Source organism: Aquitalea sp. USM4 (assembly GCF_004328945.1).
Classification (GTDB): Bacteria; Pseudomonadota; Gammaproteobacteria; order Burkholderiales; family Chromobacteriaceae; genus Aquitalea; species Aquitalea pelogenes.
In genome coordinates, this window is sequence record NZ_CP029539.1 from 1978133 (window position 1) to 1997958 (window position 19826).

Annotated in this window: 23 protein-coding genes; 13 read left to right on the plus strand and 10 right to left on the minus strand. The window is 61.6% G+C overall.

What is annotated here, in order from left to right:
* The 3 genes from DKK66_RS09330 to DKK66_RS09340 are packed head-to-tail and all read left to right on the plus strand — an operon-like array spanning position 1 to position 1882.
* A complete protein-coding gene (locus DKK66_RS09330; RefSeq protein WP_131357405.1) occupies positions 1 to 780 on the plus strand; it encodes a PilW family protein in 780 nt (259 codons plus the stop codon).
* Positions 774 to 1463 carry a pilus assembly protein PilX gene (locus DKK66_RS09335; RefSeq protein WP_131357408.1) on the plus strand — a complete coding sequence of 230 codons (690 nt, stop codon included), beginning with the start codon at positions 774 to 776 and terminating at the stop codon, positions 1461 to 1463. The genes DKK66_RS09330 and DKK66_RS09335 overlap by 7 nt, the downstream gene beginning before the upstream one ends.
* Positions 1460 to 1882: a type IV pilin protein gene (locus DKK66_RS09340; RefSeq protein WP_165494142.1), complete on the plus strand. Its 423-nt coding sequence runs from the start codon at positions 1460 to 1462 to the stop codon at positions 1880 to 1882. The genes DKK66_RS09335 and DKK66_RS09340 overlap by 4 nt, the downstream gene beginning before the upstream one ends.
* 63 nt (positions 1883 to 1945) lie before the next feature.
* Here DKK66_RS09340 and DKK66_RS09345 read toward each other — a convergent pair whose 3' ends face one another.
* From DKK66_RS09345 to arsC, 5 genes are all read right to left on the minus strand, one after another.
* Positions 1946 to 3481 (minus strand): DHA2 family efflux MFS transporter permease subunit, encoded by a 1536-nt coding sequence (locus DKK66_RS09345; RefSeq protein WP_062787325.1) that lies wholly within the window; start codon positions 3479 to 3481, stop codon positions 1946 to 1948.
* A gap of 64 nt (positions 3482 to 3545) precedes the next feature.
* Entirely contained in the window at positions 3546 to 4691 is a 1146-nt protein-coding gene (locus DKK66_RS09350) for an HlyD family efflux transporter periplasmic adaptor subunit (RefSeq protein WP_062787320.1), read from the minus strand.
* Positions 4692 to 4702: 11 nt separating this feature from the next.
* Positions 4703 to 6133 carry an efflux transporter outer membrane subunit gene (locus tag DKK66_RS09355; RefSeq protein ID WP_242673599.1) on the minus strand — a complete coding sequence of 477 codons (1431 nt, stop codon included), beginning with the start codon at positions 6131 to 6133 and terminating at the stop codon, positions 4703 to 4705.
* A gap of 90 nt (positions 6134 to 6223) precedes the next feature.
* Positions 6224 to 6718 carry a MarR family transcriptional regulator gene (locus tag DKK66_RS09360; protein WP_045847744.1) on the minus strand — a complete coding sequence of 165 codons (495 nt, stop codon included), beginning with the start codon at positions 6716 to 6718 and terminating at the stop codon, positions 6224 to 6226.
* Positions 6719 to 6871: 153 nt separating this feature from the next.
* A complete protein-coding gene (gene arsC, locus DKK66_RS09365; protein WP_045847745.1) occupies positions 6872 to 7222 on the minus strand; it encodes an arsenate reductase (glutaredoxin) in 351 nt (116 codons plus the stop codon).
* Positions 7223 to 7462: 240 nt separating this feature from the next.
* Between arsC and DKK66_RS09370 the strand changes: the two genes are divergently transcribed.
* The 5 genes from DKK66_RS09370 to DKK66_RS09390 all read left to right on the plus strand — a co-directional run bounded on the left by DKK66_RS09370 (position 7463) and on the right by DKK66_RS09390 (position 12180).
* Positions 7463 to 8668 (plus strand): multidrug effflux MFS transporter, encoded by a 1206-nt coding sequence (locus tag DKK66_RS09370; protein ID WP_045847746.1) that lies wholly within the window; start codon positions 7463 to 7465, stop codon positions 8666 to 8668.
* A 223-nt stretch (positions 8669 to 8891) separates the two neighbouring features.
* Positions 8892 to 9437: an iron transporter gene (locus DKK66_RS09375; protein WP_045847747.1), complete on the plus strand. Its 546-nt coding sequence runs from the start codon at positions 8892 to 8894 to the stop codon at positions 9435 to 9437.
* Between the two features lie 122 nt (positions 9438 to 9559).
* Complete coding sequence (locus DKK66_RS09380; protein ID WP_062787314.1) at positions 9560 to 9883, plus strand: cupredoxin domain-containing protein; 324 nt, start codon at positions 9560 to 9562, stop codon at positions 9881 to 9883.
* A gap of 27 nt (positions 9884 to 9910) precedes the next feature.
* Complete coding sequence (locus DKK66_RS09385) at positions 9911 to 10729, plus strand: FTR1 family protein (RefSeq protein WP_131357411.1); 819 nt, start codon at positions 9911 to 9913, stop codon at positions 10727 to 10729.
* On the plus strand, positions 10726 to 12180 hold the full coding sequence (locus DKK66_RS09390; RefSeq protein WP_131357414.1) for a 4Fe-4S binding protein: 1455 nt from the start codon (positions 10726 to 10728) through the stop codon (positions 12178 to 12180). Before DKK66_RS09385 ends, DKK66_RS09390 begins: the two co-directional genes overlap by 4 nt.
* Positions 12181 to 12406: 226 nt before the next feature.
* Here the strand turns inward: DKK66_RS09390 and ybaK are convergent, their stop codons facing one another.
* Positions 12407 to 12889, minus strand: a complete 483-nt coding sequence (ybaK, locus tag DKK66_RS09395; RefSeq protein WP_131357418.1) for a Cys-tRNA(Pro) deacylase — start codon at positions 12887 to 12889, stop codon at positions 12407 to 12409.
* Positions 12890 to 12993: 104 nt separating this feature from the next.
* Between ybaK and DKK66_RS09400 the strand changes: the two genes are divergently transcribed.
* On the plus strand, positions 12994 to 13290 hold the full coding sequence (locus DKK66_RS09400) for an antibiotic biosynthesis monooxygenase (RefSeq protein ID WP_131357421.1): 297 nt from the start codon (positions 12994 to 12996) through the stop codon (positions 13288 to 13290).
* Here the strand turns inward: DKK66_RS09400 and DKK66_RS09405 are convergent.
* From DKK66_RS09405 to DKK66_RS09420, 4 genes are all read right to left on the minus strand, one after another.
* On the minus strand, positions 13287 to 13907 hold the full coding sequence (locus DKK66_RS09405) for a sulfite oxidase heme-binding subunit YedZ (protein WP_131357424.1): 621 nt from the start codon (positions 13905 to 13907) through the stop codon (positions 13287 to 13289). The genes DKK66_RS09400 and DKK66_RS09405 overlap by 4 nt on opposite strands.
* Before the next feature lies 1 nt (position 13908).
* A complete protein-coding gene (gene msrP, locus DKK66_RS09410) occupies positions 13909 to 14817 on the minus strand; it encodes a protein-methionine-sulfoxide reductase catalytic subunit MsrP (protein ID WP_131357428.1) in 909 nt (302 codons plus the stop codon).
* A gap of 141 nt (positions 14818 to 14958) precedes the next feature.
* The gene (locus DKK66_RS09415) at positions 14959 to 15885 is read right to left on the minus strand and encodes a TIGR01212 family radical SAM protein (RefSeq protein ID WP_045847752.1); all 927 of its coding nucleotides are present in this window, start codon (positions 15883 to 15885) and stop codon (positions 14959 to 14961) included.
* An 86-nt stretch (positions 15886 to 15971) separates the two neighbouring features.
* Positions 15972 to 16154 (minus strand): hypothetical protein, encoded by a 183-nt coding sequence (locus DKK66_RS09420; RefSeq protein ID WP_045847753.1) that lies wholly within the window; start codon positions 16152 to 16154, stop codon positions 15972 to 15974.
* Positions 16155 to 16337: 183 nt separating this feature from the next.
* On the opposite strand from DKK66_RS09420, the gene DKK66_RS09425 reads away from it, so the two are divergent.
* The 4 genes from DKK66_RS09425 (at position 16338) to DKK66_RS09440 (ending at position 19826) form a co-directional block, all read left to right on the plus strand.
* Entirely contained in the window at positions 16338 to 17480 is a 1143-nt protein-coding gene (locus tag DKK66_RS09425) for a homoserine O-acetyltransferase (RefSeq protein WP_131357431.1), read from the plus strand.
* Complete coding sequence (metW, locus tag DKK66_RS09430) at positions 17477 to 18079, plus strand: methionine biosynthesis protein MetW (RefSeq protein WP_062787299.1); 603 nt, start codon at positions 17477 to 17479, stop codon at positions 18077 to 18079. Before DKK66_RS09425 ends, metW begins: the two co-directional genes overlap by 4 nt.
* A 68-nt stretch (positions 18080 to 18147) precedes the next feature.
* Positions 18148 to 19428 carry an AmpG family muropeptide MFS transporter gene (locus DKK66_RS09435; protein ID WP_045847756.1) on the plus strand — a complete coding sequence of 427 codons (1281 nt, stop codon included), beginning with the start codon at positions 18148 to 18150 and terminating at the stop codon, positions 19426 to 19428.
* On the plus strand, positions 19425 to 19826 hold the full coding sequence (locus DKK66_RS09440; protein ID WP_045847757.1) for an MliC family protein: 402 nt from the start codon (positions 19425 to 19427) through the stop codon (positions 19824 to 19826). Before DKK66_RS09435 ends, DKK66_RS09440 begins: the two co-directional genes overlap by 4 nt.

Here is a 19826-nt window from a genome sequence, read left to right on the forward strand (position 1 = left end):
GTGAGCGTCATGCGTGGGTTCTCCTTGCTGGAACTGCTGCTGAGCATGACGCTGGGCCTGCTGTTATGCGCCTTGCTGTTGCCGGTGCTGCAAGAAAGCTTGCATAGCCAGCGTTTTGCGCTGAACCAGCTGGATGCCCAGCAGGAAGCCCGCTTTGTCTTGCAGCAGCTGGGGCGGGACATCCGCATGGCCGGGAGTTTTGGCTGTGCCGGTCCGGCCCAGTGGCCTGCCGGGCAGGAGCCTGCCATGCCACTGCCAGAGGATGGCAGTCTGGCGCTGCGCTATGCCGACGCGGGAGTGGCTGTCATGCCCGTTGTTGCCGAGGCGGGCAGGCCGGCGTTGCGCCTGCTGCAAGCACCTCCGCCATGGCTGCCGGGGCAAGCCTTGTTATTGAGCAGTTGCCACCATATCGACCGGCTGGTGCTGGGGGAGCAAGCCTGGCTGGAAACCGAGGGCGAAACGGTATGGCTGCGGCTGCCGCCACATCACCCGGTGTGGCAAAACCTGAAACGTCATCACCTGTTGTCGCTGGAGCTGCAGCCCCTGCGTCAGCTGCGTTATGACTGGCAGTCACCCGGCAGCCTGTGGTGGCAGTTGGATAATGACCCGCCACAGCGTCTGAGCGATGACCTTGCCGGCCTGATAGTGCAGGCGAGGCCAGCAACTGACTGTGCCAACGGGCTGCGACGCTGGTGGTGGACGGTACAACTGACCATGCAAGGTGGCAGCTTGCCCGCATACCAGATGCAGCTGGCCAGCCGCATGGGGGCCGCATGTTGAGCCGGCACCATCTGAAACAGCGTGGAGTGGTGCTGCTGGCGGCCTTGTTATGGCTGATGATGCTGACCGTTGTCACGCTTGGCGTCGGGCGCTTGTTGCGTGATGAACAGCGTATAGGCAGCAATCTGGATGATGCACAGCTGGCCTTCCGTCTGGCAGAAACCGCCTTGCAAGCGGGAGAGGCCGCCTTGCCCGGTCTGCCGCAGCTGGCACGGCTGGGCACAATGCCGGCGGTGGAACTGAATGGGCCGACTTCTCCCTTTACCCTGACTTGCCGCCAGCCGCGCAATCCGCCGCCCTGGCAGCAGGGTTTGTGCTTGTCCGCCGCGCTGGCCGGTCAGGCATATCCGGCACCGTGGCAACAGCGCGATACCGCCGGCCTGGAGCTGCTTCATCCCTGTGGCGCTGCCCGGCGTGTGGCATTGCAACCGCAATCCAGTGGCCATTACTGTCCGGGCGTGGCTCCCGGGCCATGGTATTGGGCCGACCCGCACTATCTGATCGAGTTGCTTGACCCGCGTTACCCCGCCCCGGATGGCAGCGGGCTGTTATTCCGTGTCACCGCGCGTGGCTGGGGAAAACAGGCCGGTAGCGTGGTCACGCTGCAAAGCCATGTCCTGCTGGAGCCAGCGGGCGGGCAGGAGCGTCCGTGGCGGCGACTGTCATGGAGGCTACTGCCATGAGTCGGCGCAAACGGGGTTTCAGTCTGATCGAGCTATTGATGGCACTGGCCTTGCTATCGCTGCTGTTGGTGCTGGCGGTTCCGCTGATGCGCGACCATGTGGTGAAGGTACGGCAGGCCGAGGCCCGGGTGGCCTTGTTGCGGGCCAGCCATTTCATGGCGCAATGGCGCAGCCAGCATGGTCGTTACACGCAGGGTTCGGGCCATTGGCCGCCATTGCCGGTCAGCGAAACCACGCATTACCAGCTGGCATTCGGCGCGCAGGATGGCAATGCCCGTGCCGACAGCTTCCAGCTCCGTGCTGTCCCCAAGCCGGATTACCTGTGGCTGGGGCCGGAAATACTGGTGCTGGATCAGGATGGCAACATCCGGCTGTGCGCCAACAATGCCGACGGGAAATTGCGCTGCCGGGTGGATTAGCCGGTCAGCCGTGAATACAAGAAAAAGCCCGCATGCGCGGGCTTTGGTGCTGCATTCCGGCTGTTAATGCGCGCCGCTGTCGGCCGCACCGCTGGAGGTGAACGGTGGTCGGGCAAACCATACCAGTGCAATCAGCGCGACAAACATGATGCCGAACAGCCAGAACACCTCGTTCACACCAATCAGCGAGCCCTGACGGGTAATCTGCATGGCGGTGTAGGCCTGTTGCTGGCTGGTGGACATGCCGGTGCTCTCCAGCAGGCGGAACCACAGCAGGCTGGCCTGATCGTACAGCGTCACATGCTGGGTGAGCTGGGCGTGGTGCAGGGCTTCGCGTCGGTCCCACAGCGTGGTGGTGATGGAGGTGCCGATACTGCCGGCCAGAATACGCAGGAAGTTGGACAGGCTGGAGGCGCTGGCAATCTGGTTCGGACGCAGGCCGGACAGGGTGATGGTGGTCAGCGGCATGAAGAAGCAGGCCACGCCGATGCCCTGGATGAACTGCGGCCACACCACGTAGGCAAAGTCCATTTCCGGGTTGAAGGTGCTGCGCCAGAAAAAGCAGGCGGCATAGACGCTGAAGCTGATGGTGACCAGCCAGCGCATGTCCAGCCGGTGTGCATTCTTGCCGATGATGGGCGACAGGAATACCGGCAGGATGCCGATGGGCGCAGCCGCGAGGCCTGCCCAGGTGGCGGTGTAGCCCATCTGGGTTTGCAGCATCAAGGGCAGTAGCACCACCGCGCCGAAATACAGCATGAAGCCCAGGCTGATGGCCACGGTGCCCACGGTGAAATTGCGTTTGGCAAACAGGGTGAGGTCGACAATGGGGTGCTCTTCACCCAGCTCCCAGATCACCAGATAGATCAGCGATACGGCCGAGACAATGGCCAGCACCACGATTTCGGTGGAGTTGAACCAGTCCAGCTCCTTGCCGCGGTCCAGCATCATCTGCAGCGCACCCACGCCCACCACCAGCAAGGCCAGGCCCAGCTTGTCGATGGGCAGGTTGATGATGTCGCTTTCCCGCTGTTTGAGGATTTTCCAGCTGATGAAGGCAGCTGCCAGCCCCACCGGGACGTTGATGAAGAAAATCCAGCCCCAGTGCCAGTTGTCGCTGATCACCCCGCCCAGAATCGGGCCGAATACCGGGGCCACAATCACCGTCATCGCCCATAGCGCCAGCGCCAGCCCCTTCTTGGCGGGTGGATAGCAGGCCATCAGCAGGCTTTGCGACAGCGGAATCATCGGCCCGGCTACCGCACCTTGCAGCACGCGGAACAGGATGAGCATTTCCAGGCTGTTGGCCATGCCGCACATCCAGGAGGTGAGCACGAACAACAGGGTGGAAATGGTGAACAGCTTCACTTCGCCAATCTGCTTGGCCAGCCAGCCGGTCAGCGGTACGGCAATGGCGTTGGCCACGCCGAACGAGGTAATGACCCAGGTGCCCTGGCTGGTGGCCGCGCCCAGATTGCCGGAAATGGTGGGCAACGCGACGTTGGCAATGGTGGTGTCCAGCACTTGCATGAACACCGACATCGACAGCGCCAGCGTGATCCACACCAGGCGCGAGCCGGTCAGTGGTGGATGATTCATCAGGGAAAGTCCTCAAGACGGCAGCGGCAGCGGCATGACAGACGCCGCTGCTGCATGCCGGGAATTACTGGGCGTTGGCGGCCAGCAGGCTGGCGACCAGATCGTCTGCCTGTTTCAGGTCCGGGGTGAGGGCGCGGGTTTCCTGCACCGGGTTGTCACGTGCGCTTTGCGCCAGCGTCGGGCCATCCTGCTTGCTGGTGTCCACCACGGCATCCACCGACAGGCCGACGCGCAGCGGGTGTTCCTTCAGCTGCTTCGGGTCCAGCTGGATGCGTACCGGCACACGCTGTACCACCTTGATCCAGTTGCCGGTGGCGTTCTGCGCCGGCAACAGCGAGAAGGCGCTGCCAGTACCGGCCGACAGGCCTTGCACCTTGCCGTGATAGCTCACCTTGCTGCCGTACACGTCGGCAGTCAGTTCCACGTCCTGGCCGATGCGGATCTTGGCCAGCTGTACTTCCTTGAAGTTGGCATCCACCCATACGCTGTCCAGCGGCACCACCACCATCAGCGGCGTACCGGTGGCCACGCGCTGGCCCACCTGCACATTGCGACGGGCCACATAGCCGGATACCGGCGCCTTCACCTCGGTACGCTGCAGGGCCAGCCAGGCTTCTTTCAGCTTGCTGGCTGCGCGCTGTACATTCGGCTGTTTGGCCAGCACATCCTTGCCCACCAGCGCATTGGTGGCCTTGGCCTGCTCGCGGGCGGCGTCCAGCGCGGCCTGGGCGGTTTTCACCGCATCACGGGCGTGGCCCAGTTCTTCGGCCGACATGGCGTCGGTACCGGCCAGGGTTTCGCGGCGCTTGAGGTCGGACTGGGCGCGGCCCAGCTCGGCTTCACGCTGTGCCACCTGGGCGGCCAGCTGCTGGGTGCTGGTCATCAACTGGCGGGTTTCGCGCACGGTTTGCACGAATTCATTGCGGGCGCGTTCAAACGCCAGCTTGGCATCGCTGTTGTCAAACGCCACCACGGTCTGGCCGCTGTTGACGCGGTCGGTGTCTTCGGCGCTGATCTTCACCACAGTGCCTGCCACTTCCGGGGTCAGCTGTACCATGTGTCCGGCCACATAGGCGTCATCGGTGCTTTCCTGATGGCTGAGCACCAGTCCCCAGTAGACACCGTAGCCGATGGCCAGCGCGGCAATCAGGCCGGTGGCAACAAAAAGGTTGCGTTTGCGGCTTTTCGCCGTCTCGATCTGCTTATCCATGATGGGTGTCCTTAGCGGGCTTGTTGGGTGGTTTCACTGGTGGCGAAGCCCCCGCCCAGTGCAGTGTTCAGATTGGCCCAGGCCATGCGGTTGGCGGCGGTGGCGTCGACCTTGCCGGCTTGCTGGTTCAGGTCGGCCTCTTCGGCTTGCAGCACGGCCAGCTTGTCCACCAGCCCGGCCTTGAAGCGCAGTACGGTGCTGTCGGATGCCTTGCGGCTCAGCTGGGTGGCCTGGTGGGCATCAGACAGCTGGCTGGCGGTTTTTTGCCAGGTAGACAGGCTGTCGGCGGCATCGCGCAGGGCAAACAGTACGGTCTGGTTGTAGTTTTCCACCGCGATATCGTAGCGGGCGCGGGTGGAGGCCAGATTGGCCTGCAAGGCACCGGCAGTGAAAATGGGCAGGTGAATGGCCGGGGTGATGCCCACCACCTTGGAACCAGCCTTGAACAGGTCACCCGTTTCCAGTGCCGACTGGCCGATGAAGGCCGACAGCGACACATTGGGGTAGAACTCGGCTTTGGCTGCCTTGACCGACGCATTCATCGCTTCCACGCGGGCGCGCTGGGCCACGATGTCCGGCCGCTGGCTGAGCATGTCCAGGGTGAGCGCGGCATCGGGCATGGCAGGGGCCGGTTTCAATGCCGGTGGCTGCAAGCCATCCAGGGCGTGCGGCGGCTGGCCGCTCAAGGCTGCCAGTGCATGACGGGCGTGGTCGGCCTGGTCGGCCAGTGCGCTGTCCTGCTGGCTCAGTTGCTTGAGGCGGATTTCTGCCTGACGCAGGCTGTCGCCCGGCAGCAGGCCGGCGTTGACACGGGCACGGGTCAGCGCCAGCTGGCTTTGTGCCAGTTGCTGGCGGGCCTTGAGCAGCCTGGCCTGGGCCGTAATGCGTTGCAGTTCGGTGTATTGCGCAATCACCGCCTGGGTCAGGGTCAGGCGCGCTTGCTGGGCTTCCAGCGCCACAGCCTGCTGATTGCCAATGGCAGCCTGTACCGCGGCGCGGTTCTTGCCCCAGAAGTCGATTTCCCAGCTGGCACCCAGCGACAGGGTGTAAACGTCGTAGTAATTGCCGCCGATGGGGGCGGGAAGCAGGCCGTACAGCGAGTAGCGTTCGCGGTCGACGCTGGCATTGGCGGCCACTTGCAGGCCGTCCTTGCTTTCGGCCATGCCGATGGCACTGCGTGCCTCACGCAGGCGGGCATCCGCCACTTTCAGGCTGGGAGATTGTTGTAACGCGGTGCGGATGAGCTGGTCCAGCTGCGGGTCGACCAGTTGTTGCCACCAGCCGGCGTGCACCTGGCTGCCCGCACGGGCAGGGTTCAGCTGCAGCTGGCTGGCCGTCAGCGGTGTGGCCGGGTTGTTTTCCTCGCCGAAGCTGGCGCAACCGCCCAGCATGGCGGTCAGCATCAACACGCCGGCAGTCTGCTGCCAATTGGGTTTATTCACCTTGTGGGTCTCCAGATTCCATCGTGATGCTTAGTGAAGTGATAGTCACGCACGTTATTATTTGGGCAAAAAACAGGGCGGCTGCCCTGCTTATCCACCCAGTTTGGCCAACAGCTTGCGCATCAGCTGTTCCATCAACTGCATTTCTTCCTGATCAAAGTCCTGCCACAGCGCGCGATGACTGGCGCGGGAAACCGGCAGCAGTTTTTCCACCAGCTCCAGCCCGGCAGCGGTCAGTTCCAGGCCTATCTTGCGGCGGTCTTCCTCACAGGGAATCCGCGTGGCCCAGCCGTTGCGTACCAGTTCGTCCACGATGCGGGTGGCGTTGGTGCGCGAGGAATCCAGCGTGTCGCTGATGTCAGACGGAAACAAAGTCTGATGCGGGCAGGAGTACATGGCCAGCAAGGACATCCACAGCGATTCGTTCAGGCCGTATTCCTTCATGTCCTCATTCAGATGACAGGTCAGGCGCGGCAGGATGTGGTAGTACAACCGCGTAAGGATGACTTCCTGACGCGGCACACCGGGGAAGCGGGCTTCTATCCGGTCCACAGCCTGTTCCAGATGATGGAATGATTTGTTCATCCCGGCATTTTAGTAACACACGTTACTATTTTTCAAGTGATTATTTGTATCAAAGTAATTTCACTACCGTGCACTGTCGTGCAGACATGACAACGCCAGGCAAGGGCCTGGCGTAGAGTGGGGTGCGCAGCAGGATGCGCGGTGCTGATGCTGTCAGTGTTGCAACAAGGCCAATACCTTTTCCGGCGGACGGCCAAGCACGGCCATGGTGTCGCTGACGGCAATGGGGCGCTCGATCAGCATGGGGTTATCCACCATGGTTTCAATCAGCGAGTCCCGCTCCAGCGTGATGTCGTCCAGACAGAGGGTTTCGTATTCCTCTTCCTTGGTGCGTAGCAGGTCACGCGGTTCCAGCTGCAGCAGGGTGAGGATGTGGTCCAGCTCGGCTGCGGTAGGCGGGTGTTTCAGGTATTCGATGACTTCCACTTCGGCCCCGGCTTCTTGCAGCAGGGCCAGCGCCTCGCGCGATTTGGAGCAGCGCGGGTTGTGATACAGACGGATCATGGTGGGTCTCCCTTTTGGTTCTGGTGGGGTGGGATGAAGGGCTGCCACACCGGCCTGGCCGGGCAGTGACTTCCATCTTAGACAGAAAACTTTTTCTTTGTGTAGCGGCAATGACATCCGGTGTTACCGCTTTTCTGCGCGGCGCATTCTCGCTCAGCAGGCGCACCGCGCCAAGGGTTTGGCTTTTGCCGGCACCCGGCGGTAACATGTGCCGCCCCCTCCGCCCTTGATCGGATTTTCATGTCGCATTCCGCGCGCAGCCATTTTGGCTTGGCCATGTTGCTGGCGGCCCTGTCCACCCTCGGCCCCTTCTCGATTGATACTTTCCTGCCGGCCATGCAGGCCATTGGCCATTCGCTGTCGGCAACGCCCTTGCAGATGCAACAGGCGCTGACGGTTTATCTGCTGTGCTATGCGGTGATGATGCTGTGGCATGGTTCGATTTCCGACGCCGTCGGCCGTCGTCCGGTGGTGCTGGTCACCACCTTGCTGTTCAGTCTGGCTTCGCTGGGTTGTGCGCTGGCACCGTCGCTGGGCTGGCTGCTGCTGTGCCGTGGCTTGCAGGGTTTGTGTGGTGGAGCCGGGCTGGTGGTGGGGCGGGCCATCATCCGCGACAAGCTGGACGGCGCGGCGGCGCAGCGGCTGATGTCGCAGGTAACCATGCTGTTTTCCCTGTCCCCGGCCATTGCACCGGTAGTGGGGGGCTGGCTGTTCGGGGCTTTTGGCTGGCATTCCATTTTCGTGTTCATGGCGCTGATCGGCCTCGCGCTGTTCGTGATGAGCTGGTTTGCGCTGGATGAAACCCATCATGCCCACCTGCGTACCCCGCTGGCCTGGCGCTCCTTGCTGCGCAACTATCTGGAAGTGCTGGGCAAGCGCGATTTCCAGCTGCTGGCAGCGGCGGTGTCCTGCAATTTTGCCGGCTTCTTCCTGTACATTCCGTCGGCGCCGGTCTTCCTGATGCAGCATTTGCATTTGCGGCCGGACCAGTTCTTGTGGATGTTCGGCCCGGCGGTGTCCGGCATCATGTTCGGCGCATTTCTGTCCGGCAAGATGGCCGGGCGGCGCAGCGCGCGTGAAATCGTCACACTGGGTTATGTGCTGATGTTTGTCGCTGCGGGGGCCAACCTGGCCTACAACCTGCTGGTGGCAGAGGCGGCCATGCCCTGGGCGGTATTGCCGCTGGCGCTGTACACCACCGGCATGTCGCTGGCTGCACCGTCCATCACGCTCAACCTGATGGACCAGTTTCCGGCGCTGCGTGGCACGGTGTCGTCCTTGCAGGGCTTTTTGCAGACCATGCTGTCCAGCATCGTGGCCGGGGTGATTGCGCCGCTGGTCTGGGGCAGCACGCTCAGCCTGGCCTGTTGCATGGCCGTATTTCTGGTATTGGGCTGCCTGTTTCGCACCGCGTATCGCCGCCGTCTGGCGCGTTTGCCTGCCTGAAGCAGCCGTCGGCCTCAGGCCGGCTTCTGTTGTGGAGCGACCCTGTTGTAAATTCTGCATACTTAGTAGGGTTTTTCCGGAATTTATCAATAATTTTCCCGGAGAGTGCCAGTTGGTGGATTGCGAAAGAGAATGATTCGCATATAAAATGCGAAAAATTATCATTCTCCTGCAGCCGCCGTAGCGACTTCCGCTGCCCGCTGCTTTGCATAAAGGGTAACTCATGCGCTCCACCATCAGCACCGTTTTGCTGGCTTCCGCCGCCCTGACCCTGAGCGCCGTGGCTGCGGCCAAGGAATATCCGATTGGCAAGCCGGCCATCAAGAACGGCATGGAAATCGGTGCGGTTTACCTGCAACCCACCAAGATGGAACCGGAAGGCATGATGCGCAAGGCGGAAGAGTCCGACGTGCATCTGGAAGCCGACATCCATGCAGTGAAGAACAACCCCAACGGTTTTGAAGAAGGCGCCTGGATGCCTTACCTGATGGTCAAGTACGAGCTGACCAAGGTGGGTGGCAAGGGCAGCATCAAGGGCGACATGATGCCGATGGTGGCCAACGATGGCCCGCACTACGGCGACAACGTGAAGCTGCAAGGCCCGGGCAAGTACAAGCTGAAGCTGACCATCCTGCCGCCGTCGGAAAATCCGCACGCCCACTTTGGCCGCCATGTGGACAAGGAAACCGGCGTTGGCCCGTGGTACAAGCCGTTTGAGGTGAACTACGAATTTACCTATGCCGGCATCGGCAAGAAGGGTGGCTACTAAGCCGCTGCCCGAACAGGCATGGTGCGAATGAGAATCTAAACGCAAACCATTCCTGTTGGAGTATCATAAGAAACAGCGCTACTTGCTTTAAGTTGGCGCTGTTTTTCATTCAGAGGTTGCACATGAAAGTTGCGATGTTTCTGGCGGCAGCTCTGCTGTCGATGACGGCACTGGCCGATGACATGCCCACGTTCAAGCTGGAGTTGAAGGACGGTGTGGTCAAGCCGGCCCGCCTGCAAGTGCCGGTCAATACCAAGTTCCGTCTGGAAGTGAGCAATACCGGCAAGACGCCGGCCGAATTCGAAAGCACCCAGCTGCGCAAGGAAAAGGTGCTGGCACCGGGCGTGACGTCCTCGGTGATCATCCTGCCGCTGAGCGCTGGCGAGTACAAATTCTTTGACGATTTCCATACGGCTACCGGACAAGGCGTGATTGTCGCCAAGTAAGCCGACTGGTTTGAGAGGACGCAAGTAATGGGTCAGGTGCTGTTCATTGTCTGGCGCGAAAGCGTGGAAGCCTTGCTGGTGGTGGGTATCCTGAATGCCTGGATGAACCAGAACCCGCAAGGTCGTGCCGGGAAACCCTATCTGTGGGGTGGGGTGGCGCTGGGGATTGCGCTGGCGGTATTGCTGGCGGTGGCGCTGTTTTCTGCCAGCACCCTGATGGCGGGCTCGCAGGATGTGTTCCAGACCGTCATGGAGTTCATGGCTTCCGGCCTGATCGTGCAGATGGTGTTGTGGATGCGCGAGCATGGCCGCACGTTGAAAAAAGAGCTGGAATCCGGTCTGGCCGATAATGCCAGCACTGCCAACTGGTGGGGTGTCACCACGCTGGTGGCCATTGCCGTGGCCCGCGAGGGCAGCGAAACCGTGGTGTTCCTGTACGGCATGCTGGGCAGCGCCGACGGCCAGACACTGCTGCACATGAGTGGCGCGGCCTTGATGGGCCTGGCGCTGGCTTTCCTCACCTTTTATGTATTGCAGCTGGGCGGCAAGGTGTTGTCCTGGCGCCTGTTCTTCCGCGTGACTGAAATCATGCTGTTGCTGCTGGGGGCATCTTTGTTCCTGGCCGGGGTGGAAAAGCTGATTTCCATGGAAATCCTGCCTGCGCTGATCGACCCGCTGTGGGATAGCTCGGCACTGCTGGATGACATGAGCCCGGCTGGTGGCGTGGTGGCTTCGCTCACCGGCTACCGTGCCCACCCGGCACTGATGAGCCTGCTGGCTTATCTGGCGTTCTGGGCGGGAGTGTCCGGCCTGTTCTTCTGGCGCAAGCGTCGTCAGTCCGCATGAAACCGCAGTCTGATCACCGACGCCGGCCCGAACTGGTGCGCACCGTGTCTGGCGGATGTGGCAGCCATGCGCCCTTGGGACATGGCCGGCTGGCCGTGGTGGGCAACTGGCTGCGCGACCACGCCGCCACCCTGCGCCTGCTGCAATGGCTGGTGGTGCTGGTGTATGCCGCGCTGCTGATCATCCCCGCCTGTCTGCCGCTGCCGGACGACAGTGCCCGCATCGTCAACAACCTCACCATCTTTGCCCAGTTTGTGTTCTGGGGCATCTGGTGGCCCTTCGTGCTGCTGTCCATGGTGCTGTTTGGCCGACTGTGGTGCGGCGTGCTCTGCCCGGAAGGCGCGCTCAGCGAATGGGCGGCCAAGAAGGGCCTGGGCCGGCCGATTCCACGCTGGATGCGCTGGGGCGGCTGGCCTTTTGTCGCCTTTGCCCTCACCACCCTGTACGGCCAGCTGGTGAGTGTTTACCAGTATCCCAAGGCGGCGTTGCTGGTGCTGGGCGGCTCCACCGTAGCCGCCATCGCCATCGGTCTGGTGTATACCCGCGGCAAGCGCGCCTGGTGTCGCCATCTGTGCCCGGTGAACGGGGTGTTTGCCTTGCTCTCCAAACTGGCACCCATGCATTACAAGGTGGATGAGCAACGCTGGCAGGAATCCACCCGCCAGTCCGGCGTCATCCGCATCCAGGCGGTGGACTGCGCCCCCCTGCAGCCGCTACGCCATATGCAGGGCGGCAGTGGCTGTCATATGTGCGGCCGTTGCAGCGGTCACCGCGATGCCATCAGTCTGAGCCTGCGCTCTCCTGCTGAAGAAGTAGTGAAGGTGGCAGCCAAAGAGGCCAGTGCATGGCAGACGCTGTTGATTGTCTACGGCCTGCTGGGCATTGCCATGGGCGGTTTTCACTGGACGGCCAGCCCCTGGTTTGTCGACATGAAGCAGGCCGCCGCCGAATGGCTGGTGGACCACGACATCATGTGGCCGCTGGACACCAATGCGCCGTGGTGGCTGCTGACCCACTATCCGGACCACAACGACGTGTTTTCCTGGCTGGATGGCATGGCCATCATCGCCTACATGCTGGGTACCGCACTGGTGCTGGGCAGTGGCCTGTTGCTGGCGCTGGCCTGTGCGGTGCGTGTCGCCGGAGCATGGCGCAGCCAGCGTCTGCATCATCTGGCTCAAAGCCTGATTCCGCTGGCCGGTATCGGTGTGTTCCTGGGGCTGTCGGCGCTGACCGTCACCCTGCTCAAGGCCGAGGGTGTTGCCACCGGCTGGGCCAATGATTTGCGTCTGGGCCTGCTGCTGCTGGCCAATGTCTGGTCGCTATGGCTGGCCACCGGCATCGTGCGGCAATGGCAGGCTGGCTGGCGCAGCGTGCCGGTACTGGCCTGCCTGCTGGCCGGCATGGCGCTGGTGGATGCCGCATGGGGCTTCATGTTCTGGTGGTGGTAAACCGCTAATCCCGATTATTCACAAACCCCTCTCGCTTCCTGAAAGGAAAGCGAGGCTTCCCTTCAATTGGCAGGGCAAGGGCGGGGGGATTGGGAATAGATGGAAGGCTGCGGAATAAAGCAGTTTGTCGGAAGGCCCGGCTTTGCCGGGTCCAATGCAACCGTGCCAAATAACTTTGTCTGCAGCCAAAACAGGGCGGTTTTACCGCCCTGTTTTGCGTCCGGATTCAGGCTGCCGCCTGAACCAGCACTGGTTGCAACACGCGGATGACTTCCTGCGGGTCGATGCCGATCAGGAAACCGCGCTTGCCGCCGTTGATATAGATGCGGGGCAGCTGGGCAATGCTGCTTTCCATATACACCGGCATCGGGTGGCGGGTGCCAAACGGGCTGGTGCCGCCCACCTGATAGCCGCTGTGCTTGTCGGCCGTTTTCGGGTCGCAGGGGGTGATCTTCTTCACGCCAATCTGCTTGGCCAGCATGCCGGTGCCCACTTCGCGGTCGCCATGCATCAGCACGATCAGCGGGTGTTTCTGTTCGTCTTCCATGATCAGGGTCTTCACCACGCAGTGCTCGTCCACGCCCAGTTCGCGTGCCGACACCGTGGTGCCACCCTTGTCCTCGTATTTGTACAGGTGCTCGCTGTATTCCACCTTGTGCTCGCGTAGTACGCGAATGGCCTGGGTGACCGGCGTTTTTTCCTTGGACATTTCCGTCTATCCGTTTACGGCAAAACGGTTACTTTAGTGGCTGTGGCGGTCAACTGCAAACCGGCTCACTTGTGGCATGCTGAGGTTTTCTGCAGGGAGCTGTCATGATTCTGGAAGCCGCCATGCTGCAAGTGAAAGCGGGGATGCAGCAGGAGTTCGAAACCGCCTTTGCCCAGGCGCAAATCATCATCGCCAGCATGCCGGGTTATCACTGGCACCAGTTGCAACGCTGTCTGGAAGTGGAAGGCAAATACCTGCTGCTGGTGGGCTGGGACAGCGTGGCCGCGCATGAGGAAGGTTTCCGCCAGTCTGCGGGCTATCAGGAATGGAAACGGCTGCTGCATCACTTTTATCAGCCGTTTCCGGTGGTGGAGCATTTCCAGCAGGTGTTGCCAGCTTAAGGCTGCCGCAGTCGCCGTACCAGCCGCCAGCCCAGCAGCACGGCCAGCACGCTGGCGTACAGCATGGGCTGGGTGAGGTCTTTCTTCACCAGCCACCAGTAGTGCAATACGCCCAGCAGCGCCACCGGGTAAACCAGCTGGTGCAGCTTGCCCCAGTTGCGTTTCAGCCGTTTCATCCAGCCCTGGGTGGAGGTGATGGCCAGCGGCGTCATCAGCAGCATGGCGGCAAAGCCCACGGTGATGAAGGGACGCTTGGCGATGTCGTGCAGCATGCCGGGCCAGTCAAAAAACTGGTCCAGCCACACATAGGTGGTTAAGTGCAGGCAGCCGTAAAAAAAGGCATACAGGCCCAGCATGCGGCGCAGACGCAGCGGCCAGCCCCAGCCGGATAGCTGGCGCAAGGGGCTGATGGCCAGGGTGATCAGCAGGAAGCTCAGCGTCCAGGTGCCGGTGGAGCGGGTGATGAACTCCACCGGGTTGACGGCAGCGCCGGACAGCACAATCCACGCCGCGCGGGCCAGTGGCAGCAGGCAGAGCACAAAGACCGCAATCTTCAGCCAGTTGAAGCGGGCAGGCTGGCGGGCGGCAGCAGGGTTTTTCATGCGCAGGGTCGTCATGTCAGAAGTTCTTGCGCAGGTCCATGCCACGGTACAGGCTGGCCACCTGATCGCCATAGCCGTTGAACATCAGCGTCTTGCGCTTGAGGAATTCGCCGATGCGCCGCTCGCTGGCCTGGCTCCAGCGCGGGTGGTCCACTTCCGGGTTTACATTGGAATAGAAGCCGTACTCGTGGGCATTGGCCATATTCCAGCTGGTAGCGGGCATTTGCTCTTGCAGATGGATGCGCACGATGGACTTGATGCTCTTGAAACCGTATTTCCACGGCACCACCAGCCGGATGGGCGCGCCGTTCTGGTTGGGCAGCACATCGTTGTACAGGCCGACAGCCAGGATGGTGAGTGGATGCATGGCTTCATCCATGCGCAGGCCCTCGCGGTAAGGCCAGTCCAGTACGCGGCTGCGCTGACCGGGCATCTCGGATGGGCGTTGCAGGGTTTCGAAGGCCACGTATTTGGCGCGCGAATTGGGGGCGACTTGTTTGAGCAGGCTGGAGAGCGGAAAGCCTATCCACGGAATCACCATGCTCCAGCCTTCCACGCAGCGCAGGCGGTAAATGCGTTCTTCCAGCGGCTGCTTCAGCAGTTCTTCGATGCCAAAGCTGCGCGGCCTGCCCACTTCACCATCCACCACCACATTCCACGGCCGGGTTTTCAAGGACCCGGCGTACATGGCCGGTTCGCTCTTGTCAGTGCCGAACTCGTAGTAGTTGTTGTAGCTGCTGATGTCTTTCAGGCTGTTGGGCTTGTCGCTGGTGGACAGCGGGCTTTTCTTGCTGGCCAGTGCGGCCAGGGTTTCGCCGGACAGCAGCAGGCCGGCACTACCCAGCATGAACTGGCGGCGGTTGAAATACACACCTTCGGGGGTGATTTCCGAAGGCTGGATGTCGGCGGGTTTCTTGATGAGCATGATGGTTTCTCCAGTGCTGTGCTTCTTTGTCGCAGCAACAGGGAGAATCTGACATGCAATCTTTACGATTGTTCTGGCTGGTTTGATAGCCAATGGCTAATTTGTGTTAAGCCGCCGGTCGTTAAGGGAAGGAAGCTGCACTCAGGCCGCCAGTGCCGACCAGCACCGTCCCAGTGCGCTGCCCTGGCCACCATCGCGTGCCAGCAACTGGCCAATGGCTTGCAGGGCAGTCCAGCGCGGGCCACACCAGTCCGGCGCAATCAGGGTAGGGGCCTGCGCGGTGGCGGAAATACGGTGGAACACCACCTCTGGCGGAGTATGACGAATCAGGGAAGCTGCCAGGTGGGCGTAATCGTCCAGCGCCATGGCGGATACTTCACCACGTTGGTGCTGGGCGGCCATGCGGCTGCCACGCACAATCATCAGCGGATGCAGCTTCAGTCCCTGTACACCGATTTCCAGCACGGTTTCCAGCGTGGCATGCACATCGGCGGCATCTTCACCGGGCAGTCCGGCAATCAGGTGGGTACAAACCTTGAGCCCATGCTGCTGGGCGCGGCGCACTGCATCGCGGTAATCGGCCAGGGTGTGACCGCGCAGGATGCGGCGCTGGGTGTGGTCATGCGCAGTCTGTAGGCCCAGCTCCAGCCACACTTCCTTGCCAGTGGCCTGGTAGGACGCGAGCAGTTCCAGCGCGCTGTCCGGCACGCAGTCCGGCCGGGTGCCCACGCACAGGCCCACCACATCGGCGCTGGCCGTGGCCTCGTCATATAGCTCTCGCAGGCGGCTGACTTCGGCGTAGGTGCTGGTGTAAGCCTGAAAATAGGCCAGATAACGGCGCGCACGGTCGGTTTTGTCCTTTTCACGGGCAATCTGGCCGCTGATGGACAGTTCGGCGGCATCGCGGCCAAAGCTTTTGACATTGCAGAAGGTGCAGCCTCCACGGCCCAGCGTGCCGTCGCGGTTGGGGCAGGTAAAGTCGCCGGCCAGTGACAGCTTGTGTACGGCCTGGCCGTGGCGGCGCTTGAGATAGTGACCGAAGGTATGCAGGTGAGCGGTAAGGTCCATGGGGCAGAACGACAGCGTGCGGCAGAAAAGCGCATAGCCTAGGCCGTTTGCCCTTGCCGGACCCTGTGCCACATCAAGGCTTGGGCTCAGAGCTGGTGAAAACCCAGCCAGTACAGCAGCACGAAGATGGCTGATGCCGCCAGCAGGGCGGTGGCCAGCGTGGTGATGAATTCGCGCAGGCTGGCCCGCTGACGCCGGTCCAGCAGCCAGCGTGCGATGGCGTACAGCACGGCAAATAGCAGCAACAGGCGGAACAGGCGACCGATCATGGCAGGGACGGGGTAAGAAAACCGGGCCGATTATGCGGTGCATGCGAAACGGTAGCAAGCAAGGCTATGGATATAATCGGCCAGACAGGCGATGATAGCAGCCGTAGCCTACAGGAGGCTCCGCACCGAGAATGGCCAGCAAGGCCGCCGGCGGGGCAATAATCAATAGAGGCCTTTTTTGTTATGTCTGATCTGACAAGGTCCGTCGGCATCGTACAGGCGCAGACAGCGGTATTCGATACCCCGCTGCAGCTGGCCAGCGGTGCCGTACTGCCTGATTACCAGCTGTGTTTTGAAACCTATGGCACGCTCAATGCCGCGCGCAGCAATGCCATCCTGATCTGCCATGCGCTGTCCGGCCACCATCATGTGGCGGGGCGTTACACGCCGGAAGATAAGGCGGCAGGCTGGTGGGACAATATGGTGGGTCCGGGCAAACCCATCGATACCGACCGCTTCTTTGTGGTGGGCCTGAACAATCTGGGCGGCTGCCACGGCAGCACTGGCCCGTCCTCCATCAACCCGGCCACCGGCCAGCCCTGGGGGTCTTCCTTCCCGGTGGTGACGGTGCCGGACTGGGTGCGTTCGCAAGCGCGGCTTGCCGACCGGCTGGGCATAGACCGCTGGGCCGCCATCATCGGTGGCAGCCTGGGCGGCATGCAGACCCTGCAATGGAGCATCGATTACCCGGAACGGGTGGCACATGCGCTAGTGATTGCGTCTGCACCCAAGCTGTCGGCACAGAACATTGCTTTCAACGACGTGGCCCGTCAGGCCATCCTTACCGACCCGGATTTCCACGGCGGCGACTACTACGCCCACGATGCCATTCCGCGTCGCGGCCTGCGGCTGGCGCGCATGCTGGGCCATATCACCTATCTGTCCGATGACGGCATGGGCGAGAAATTCGGCCGCATGCTCAAAAGCGGTGATTACCAGTTTGGTTACGAGGTGGAATTCGAAATCGAATCCTACCTGCGTTATCAGGGCGACAAGTTCTCTGATTATTTCGACGCCAATACCTATCTGCTGATGACCAAGGCACTGGATTACTTCGACCCGGCCAAGGACCTGAACGACGACCTGGTGGCGGCGCTTAAAAAAGCCAGCGCCCGGTTCATGGTGGCCAGCTTTACCTCGGACTGGCGTTTCTCGCCGGAACGCTCGCGTGAAATCGTCAAGGCGCTGGTGGCGGCAGACAAGGAAGTGGTGTACGGCGAAATCGAATCGGTACACGGCCATGATGCCTTCCTGATGCTGGACGAGCCCTATGTCAACCTGATGCGTGCCTATCTGAACCGTGTGGCCGAGGAGGTGAACGCATGAGCGCTGCCAACACTTTGCGGGCCGACCTGCAACTGATTGCCGACTGGGTGGCCCCTGCCAGCCGGGTGCTGGACCTGGGCTGCGGCGATGGTGCGCTGCTGTCCTGGCTGAACCGCCACAAGGCCGTGCGTGGCTATGGCGTGGACTTTGACGTCAACAATGTGGTGCGCTGTGTGCAAGCCGGCGTCAACGCGATTCAGGGCAACCTGGAAACCGGTCTGGCCGAGTTTGAAGACCAGCGTTTCGACCATGTGGTGTTGTCGCAAACCATTCAGGCCATGCACAATACCGAACAGATTCTGGTGGAAATGCTGCGCGTGGGCCGCGAGGCCATCGTCACCTTCCCCAATTTCGGCTACTGGGAAAACCGCTGGCAGATCCTGCAAGGTCATATGCCGGTGTCGGAAACCATCCCTTACCAGTGGTACAACACGCCGAACATCCATTGGTGCATGTTGGGGGATTTCGAAGCACTGTGCGCCAAAAACGGCATCCGCGTGCTGGAGCGGGTGGTGATGAACGAGGCAAAGCGCATTCACTTCCTGCCCAATCTGCGCGGCAGCCTGGCGTTTTACCGGGTTGCCCGGCAAACGGCCTGATGATTGATGACTAACAAAGGCGGCTGCTGGCCGCCTTTTTGCATTGGCGGCCCATGCCGCAAGGATAAATGACGCATTCTTCCGTACATTGGCGCGAGGCCATCTGGTCGCGCCGCATGCTGATCTGCATTGCCACCGGCTTCAGCTCCGGCCTGCCGCTGTATATGCTGATCAATCTGCTGCCGGCCTGGCTGCGCAGTGAAGGAGTGAATCTCAAGGCCATCGGCCTGTTTGCCCTGATCGGCCTGCCCTATACCTGGAAATTCCTGTGGTCGCCGCTGCTGGACCGCTTTGTCCCGCCATTGTTGGGACGGCGTCGTGGCTGGATGCTGCTCAGCCAGCTCGCCTTGCTCATCAGCATGGCCTTGTTCGGTCTGTTCAATCCACAGCTGCAATTACAGCAGATTGCCGCACTGGCGGCGGTGGTGGCGTTTTTCTCGGCCAGTCAGGATATCGTGCTGGACGCTTATCGCCGCGAGCTGCTGCCCGAAGCCGAGCTGGGGCTGGGCAACTCGGTGCATATCAATGCCTACCGACTGGCCGGCCTGGTGCCCGGTGCCCTGTCGCTGATTCTGGCTGATCACACCAGTTGGGCCAATGTGTTCGTCATCACTGCGCTGTTCATGCTGCCGGGGCTGCTCATGACCCTGCTGGTGTCCGAGCCCAGGCTGGCTGGTACACCACCCAAAACCCTGCGTGAAGCCGTGGTGGAGCCGTTTCATGAGTTCATCCACCGCCAGGGCTGGCACAGCGCCGCCACCATTCTGGGTTTCATCTTCCTGTACAAGCTGGGCGACAGCATGGCCACCGCACTGGCCACGCCGTTTTACCTGGACATGGGCTTTGCCAAATCGGATATCGGCCTGGTGGCCAAAAACGCCGGGCTCTGGCCGGCGGTGATTGGTGGATTGCTTGGCGGAGTGTGGATGCTCAAGCTGGGCATCAACCGCGCCCTGTGGCTGTTTGGCGTGGTGCAGGTATTGTCGATTCTGGGCTTCGCCTGGCTGGCCAGCTATGGCCATTTTCAGCAGATTGGCCCTACCCAGCTGGCTCAGCTGGCGCTGGTGATCGGTTTTGAAGCGCTGGGCGTGGGCCTGGGCACGGCGGCCTTTGTGGCCTTTATCGCCCGTACCACCCATCCGGCTTATACCGCCACCCAGTTTGCCCTGTTTACCAGCCTGTCGGCGGTGCCACGCACCTTCGCCAACGCGGCGACCGGCTATATTGTGAATGATCTGGGCTGGATGGGTTTTTTCCTGCTGTGCACCCTGCTGGCCTTGCCAGGCATGTTGTTGCTGCTGAAAGTGGCCCCGTGGCACGGGGATGATCAGAACGGAGAGACTGCATGAAGGCAACTGTTATCCTGTTGAGTCTGCTCAGCCTGCCAGTGCTGGCTGCGCCGGGGCCGGAAGCCATGCCGGAACCAGCCGTGCCAGCCGCAGGCAATACCGTGGTTTTGCAAAAGGTGGATTACCAATGCGCGGCCCAGCGCGTGGTCAGCGTGGAATATCCGCAGGCAGAAGTGGAGGATGTGGTGCCCATCCGCATCAGCTGGCATGGTCGCCATTACCGGCTGGTACGGGTCAGCAGTGCCAGTGGCGCACGCTATGCCAGCCAGCAGCTGGTGTGGTGGAACAAGGGCGAGCAGGCGGTATTGCTGACTCGCGGCGGGCGCACGCTGGCACGGGATTGCCAGCCGCTGCTAACCGCTACCATGGCACCGGTCCTTACCCCGGCAGCACCATGA